Source organism: Streptomyces sp. URMC 126, assembly GCF_051386555.1.
Classification (GTDB): domain Bacteria; phylum Actinomycetota; class Actinomycetes; order Streptomycetales; family Streptomycetaceae; genus Streptomyces.
In genome coordinates, this window is sequence record NZ_JBPQTX010000449.1 from 1 (window position 1) to 4,405 (window position 4,405).

The 4,405-nt window shown below is 70.4% G+C and carries 4 protein-coding genes; 2 read left to right on the forward strand and 2 right to left on the reverse strand.

Translation table 11 applies throughout. The features are described from left to right. Positions 1-818, forward strand: an 818-nt coding sequence (locus ACSNOK_RS31055; RefSeq protein WP_436784134.1) for a hypothetical protein, incomplete at its 5' end; no start/stop codon positions are given. A gap of 320 nt (positions 819-1,138) precedes the next feature. On the opposite strand, the gene ACSNOK_RS31060 is transcribed toward ACSNOK_RS31055, so the two are convergent. Further along, a complete protein-coding gene (locus ACSNOK_RS31060) occupies positions 1,139-1,351 on the reverse strand; it encodes a LexA family protein (protein ID WP_436784135.1) in 213 nt (70 codons plus the stop codon). Between the two features lie 855 nt (positions 1,352-2,206). Further along, on the reverse strand, positions 2,207-2,428 hold the full coding sequence (locus tag ACSNOK_RS31065; protein WP_436784136.1) for a hypothetical protein: 222 nt from the start codon (positions 2,426-2,428) through the stop codon (positions 2,207-2,209). A gap of 290 nt (positions 2,429-2,718) precedes the next feature. On the opposite strand from ACSNOK_RS31065, the gene ACSNOK_RS31070 reads away from it, so the two are divergent. Beyond that, on the forward strand, positions 2,719-4,323 hold the full coding sequence (locus tag ACSNOK_RS31070) for an ABC-F family ATP-binding cassette domain-containing protein (protein WP_436784137.1): 1,605 nt from the start codon (positions 2,719-2,721) through the stop codon (positions 4,321-4,323). The last annotated feature ends 82 nt before the right edge of the window (positions 4,324-4,405 follow it).

Here is a 4,405-nt window from a genome sequence, read left to right on the forward strand (position 1 = left end):
GGGGTGGCGGAGGAGAGGCCTACGGCTTCGCCGCCAGGGGTGAAAAAGACTCGATGGGTGACACCGGTGGGGGCGGTGGTGCCGGCGGTGGTGGGGGCGGTGGTAGTGGTGGCTCTTACCTCGTTTGTGAGCTCAAGGTCGACCACGCCCATACCTACCGGGCCATCATCGGCTCCGGCGGTACCGGCGGAAAGGGCGGACCGGGCGGCAAGGGTGGTGCACACGGCACCGGTAACTTCGGCAAGGACGGCAAGAGCGGCGAATCCGGAAAACCTGGTGCCGTCAACAGGGACAAGCGTGATACCCAGTTCTGGAAGAGCACCCAGACGCTCATGGCAGAGGTCTCCCGCAGCCACGTCGGCAGCGCCGGACTCGAAGGTACGGCGGGCGAAGGCGGCGGCATCAGCGGCAGCCACGGGAACGGCGGCCCTTCAGGCAGCGGCGGCGAGGGCGGCAACGAACCCTTCCCCGGCCGGTGCACGGACGGCAAGAAGATCGACAGCGTCCTGGGCACGGCCGGCCAGCCCGGGAAGACAGGCCGGGACGGCGTACGCGGCAAATCTGCCTCGGAGGACAGCGCAGGCGGCGACCTTGCCTTCGGCGGCGAGGGCGGTGCGCCGGTCAAGAAGGAGGGACCGTACGGCCTGAAGCTGCCCGAAGGCCGGTCCGTGGGCGGTCAAGGCGGTCGAGGCGGCAACGGAGGCGCAGGAGGTCACGGCGCGATGACCAGCAGTACACACGCCCGCAGCGGCGCAAAGGGAAACAACGGCGACAACGGCCGGCCCGCCGGCAAGGGATACATCATCATCACCTGGTAGCCAGCCACCACCAGCAACACCGCAGTCAGCCGCGACGGTCACAGGGGTGAGGGAACGAGGCGGACGGTCCAGGGTGGAGCCGGATACGGAGGGGCGGTTCGGTCGGGGTGGCGGGGGTTTGAGCACCCGCCACTCGGCCACCGGTTTCGTCAGTCGGCGCGTTGCGGAGCTGGCCCACTTCCGACTCCTCGGCAACCGAAGCAGACCAACCCCTGACACAGCCCCCGGGATCTGAGCAGATCCCGGGGGCTGTCGCATGTCCTGCCGAAGAACGCGCCGTGGTCGGTGCCCCGGAAGGCGGTCGGCTGGTGATCGCCGGATCAACCGTCGAGACGGATCGAGCGATGACGGGCTCGCCGCCGGCTGATCAACCCCATCTCCTCCAGCCGCACCAGGTGATAGACCACGGACGACGTACTCGACAGGCCCACCCGCCGACACAGCTTCCGGACCGTTGGCGCCTCACCCCGCTCGGCGATGTGCTCGCGCACGGCGCGCAGCACACGGGCCTGTGCCTGAGAGACGTTCGCCACCGAGTATCCGGCAGGCCGGCGGCGCGCGTCCGGCGCCGCAGCTCAACCCGAGCCGGCGACGGCCGGTCGGCTTCCCAGAACGAGTGACCGGCCAGGCGGCAGGAAAGGGTAATCAGGCGCCGCCTCAACCGGGTGGTGCCGGCCATGGCGGGTCTCAGGGCGAGGGCCTCGTAGGTGCGGACCCAGTCGGCATCGAGTTGCACAAGATCATCGGGGAACAGCGTTCGTGGCACTCCGAAAGTGGACCATGTGTTCGATTTTCTCGACGAACCGGCCGTCCCAGTTGAGACGGTGCACGATGGCTGGCCACGTTGTTCGGTGGTTGGCTAGTCACCCGCCCGGCACAACGTTTGCCGGCCCGCGACCCGCCACTGCCTCCGCTCGCGCGAGTGAACGGGTCGTACTCATGGCTGCCGTTAAACTTTCCCGATTCGCTGAAGTGCGCTCGTTCCGCTACCCGAGTAGGGCAGACGCTGAGTTGCTGGCCCTGGCCGGGCTGGACGGCGTAGTCCTTCGCGTCGGTGACCTTGAGGATGCCGTTGTGCGGGGCGAGTGTGGCGAGGTTGCGCACGACGGTGTCGTGGTCGGCTCCGGGCGTGTCGTGCACGAGGATCCGGTTGTCGTAGGCGTCGGCGCGCAGGAGCAGGGCCTGGCCCACGCCCAGGCCGCGTCGGAGGTGGCGACCACGGTGGGTTCCGTCTGCGCGCCGTCGCCGAGCCGCACTGTCAGCAGTCGCCGGCGGTAACGTGCAGCTTGTCGGCGAGGGCGGTGTCCAGGGCGACGCGCTCCGGTGCCGTCCCGAAATTCTTGAAGGATCCGGTGGGATGCCGAGATCCAGCACATCAGCCAGGTCGGCTAGGTTGTCGGGACTCCCAGGGCGGTGGCCGATGCCGAGGCGTTTCGGACCGGTAGAGGATCCCGACGCAGGGCTCCCGTCGCGCTGGCCACCTGCGGGATGCGGGACGCCTGCTGGACGGTGCCGACGGGCAGGCCGGGGTCGCCCGAGCTGACCACGTGATCGGCGACGACGGCGCTGCGCACCTTGTGGTCCGACGCCTCGGCTATCGATGTTGGCATGAATACCAGTGAGCCTTCGCCAACTTGAAGTCGCGGGTCAAGAGGCTGGTGTGGCCGGTTCCTGGGGTACTCATGCCGGTCGCGGGCGGTGTTCGCGTGGTGGTGACCCGTCAGGCGTACGCCGTCTCGTCGGCTGCCTGCGGGGGCGGTCCGGGTGCTTGCTTCCCCGGGCGATGTGGCATGCCGGAGCGTCGGTTCCGGTAGAGGCATGTCTACGCCCCGAGTTTCCTAGCTGAGGACCCGCTTCTACGCCAGAAGTGTGTCCTTTTGCTTTCTCGGAGCGTCATCCCGTGATTACTGTTCGCGATGTCGAGTTGCGTGCAGGTGCCCGCCTGCTGCTCTCGGACCTTTCCTTCACTGTCTCCGCCGGTGACCGTATCGGCCTGGTCGGCCGTAACGGGGCGGGGAAGACCACTTTGATGTCGGCCCTGGCCGGGCGGTCGAAACCCGCTGCCGGGACGATCACCCCTACCTGCCCGGTGGGGTTCCTCGCGCAGGACTCCCGCGCCGCCGACCCCGCGGTCACGGTCACCGACCGGATCCTGTCCGCTCGCGCCCTGGATACGGCGCTGCGGCGTCTGAGGGCAGCCGAGGCCGCGATGGCCGACGCCGCCGACTCGGGCGCGCTGGAGCGGGCGATGCGTGCCTACGCCAAGGCCGAGGCGGCTTTCCAGGCCGGCGGCGGGTACGCGGCCGAGGCCGAGGCCGCCCGCATGGCGGCCGGACTGGGCCTGCCCGAGCGGGTACTGACCCAGCCGGTCGGCACGCTCTCGGGCGGGCAGAAGCGCCGGGTGGAACTGGCGCGGATCCTGTTCGCCGGGCACGACGGAGTGCTGCTGCTGGACGAGCCGACCAACCACCTGGACGCCGATTCCGTCGCCTGGCTGCGCACCTTTTTGCGGGAGTACAGGGGCGGTCTGGTGGTGATCAGCCATGACACCGCTCTGCTCGCCGATGTCGTGAACCGGGTCTTCCACCTGGATGCCACCCGGGCGACGATCGACATCCACAACACCGGCTGGTCGGCCTACGTGGCCCAGCGGGAGGCGGACCAGCGGCGGCGGGAGCGGGAGCGGGCGAACGCCGAGCGCAAGGCCGCCGCCCTGCACGCGCAGGCGGAGAAGATCAAGGCTCGCTCGGCCACCGCGGTCATGGCCCGCAGCATGGCCCGGCGCGCGGAGCGCATGCTGGCGGACCTGGAGCCGGCCCGCCGTACGGAGAAGGCGGCCAGGATCCGGCTGCCCGAGCCGCTGCCGTGCGGCCGGATGCCGCTGGGCGCGGTCAGCCTGTCGAAGTCCTACGGCGGCCACCGCGTGCTCGACGGTGTGGACCTGGCGGTGGACCGGGGCAGCCGTCTGGTCGTCCTGGGCCTCAACGGCGCGGGCAAGACCACCCTGCTGCGTCTGCTTGCCGGTGAGGAGCAGCCCGATGCCGGGCGGGTGGTGCACGGGCACGGGCTGCGGCTGGGCTACTTCGCCCAGGAGCACGACACCCTCGATCCCGGCCGCACCGTCCGGGAGAACCTGCTGGATGCCGCCCCGCACCTGACGGACGGCGAGGCACGACGGGTCCTGGGATCATTCCTGTTCGGCGGGGACGACGCGGAAAAGAGCGCCGGGGTGCTGTCCGGCGGGGAGAAGACCCGTCTGGCACTGGCCGGCCTGGTCCACTCCGGTGCGAACGTGCTGCTGCTGGACGAGCCGACCAACAACCTCGACCCCGTCTCCCGCACCGAGGTCCTGACGGCCGTCGACTCCTATCCCGGCGCGATCGTGATGGTCACCCACGACGAGGGCGCCATCGACGCTCTGCGCCCCGACCGCGTCCTGCTCCTGCCGGACGCGGACGAGGACCTGTGGAGCGAGGACTACCGCGACCTGGTCGCCCTCGCCTGACCCGTCCTGCCCTCTGCTGGGCCGGGCGCCGTCGCCGGGCCCAGCGGGCGGGGGGGGGGGGGGGGGGGGGGGGGGGGGGGGG

What these genes read in the sequence shown, in the direction of transcription:
- ACSNOK_RS31065 (WP_436784136.1), bottom strand. Translation starts at nt 2,428, where the DNA reads ATGCCAACATCGATAGCCGAGGCGTCGGACCACAAGGTGCGCAGCGCC.